General features: G+C 56.0%; 2 protein-coding genes. Both read right to left on the bottom strand.

Annotation, left to right across the window (positions count from 1 at the left end):
- Positions 1–420 (bottom strand): molybdopterin-dependent oxidoreductase (locus tag ADADOO_RS04675; protein ID WP_511275431.1); only part of this gene is annotated, 420 nt, incomplete at its 3' end.
- Positions 417–677, bottom strand: a complete 261-nt coding sequence (locus ADADOO_RS04670; protein ID WP_511275430.1) for a chaperone NapD — start codon at positions 675–677, stop codon at positions 417–419. The genes ADADOO_RS04675 and ADADOO_RS04670, both read right to left, overlap by 4 nt.
- Positions 678–1014 lie beyond the last annotated feature (337 nt).

Genomic DNA, 1014 nt, shown 5'->3' with positions numbered 1-1014 from the left:
GCCGTTCGGCCCCTTGGCCTTGAGCGTCGCCTTGGCCTTCTCTTCCATGATGTCGAAGGCCTGCTTCCAGGTGATCGGCGCAAACTCGCCATTCTTGTCGAACTTGCCGTCCTTCATGCGCAGCAACGGCGTCTTCAAGCGGTCGGCCCCATACATGATCTTGGACAGGAAATAGCCCTTGATACAGTTCAGACCTCGATTGACCGGCGCATCGGGATCGCCCTGAGTGGCCACCACGCGGCCATCCTGCGTCCCGACCAACACCCCGCAACCGGTGCCGCAGAAGCGGCACGCGGCCTTGTCCCAGCGAATCTCGTCCTTGCCCTGGGCCACTGCTGCACCGGGCGCCGACAAGCCTGCCGCTGACATAGCCGCCGCTGCCGCGTTGGCCTTGATGAAATCCCGTCGATTAAGCTTCACGCCTCCACCTCCTCTGTACTTACTGGTTCGTCGTCGCTGTATTGATAGACCATGGCCACCGACGCGACGCCGGGTACGCCATGCAGGGCTACATATTTATCTGCAGCCGAATTCGTGTCGTCATCCTCCAGAGTGACGACCACCTTCCCCTCCGGGCTTCGGGCGTGGATTTCCACACCCGGCATCAGGAGAAGTGCTTCACACGCCTCATAAAGGCGCTCCGGAGCGACATACATAATGGCGCTGGAAATGTTCATCCGGCCGACCTCCTCAAACTTCGGCAGCCCAACGCCGCCACGGAAAGCAATGTTCCCGATACAGCCGAGTATTCAATTGATATGTATCAATTTCATTCAGTCGAAGGGTCGCAGCTAGTTCTAATGGATAACCATAACTAGTACTTTTTGCGTATCTCACTCCGCCAAACAAAAATAGCCATGGACTATCTACAGTATTAGACCAATCAATTGGCTTGATCAAGTTGCCCCCCCTAATATGGCGTTGTGTTCGATTTCCAACACCCACTTAGGAGAAAACAATGTCGCTCATCAACACCCAGGTTCAACCGTTCAAGGCCCAGGCTTTCCACAACGG

The sequence above is a fragment of the Azonexus sp. genome (assembly GCF_036170495.1).
GTDB lineage: Bacteria > Pseudomonadota > Gammaproteobacteria > Burkholderiales > Rhodocyclaceae > Azonexus.
Note: the sequence above shows the minus strand (reverse complement) of the source record. Positions and strands in the feature narration are given on the sequence as shown.

Excerpts from the sequence above, each read along its gene's own strand:
- ADADOO_RS04670 (WP_511275430.1), bottom strand. The coding sequence starts at position 677 with ATGAACATTTCCAGCGCCATTATGTATGTCGCTCCGGAGCGCCTTTAT.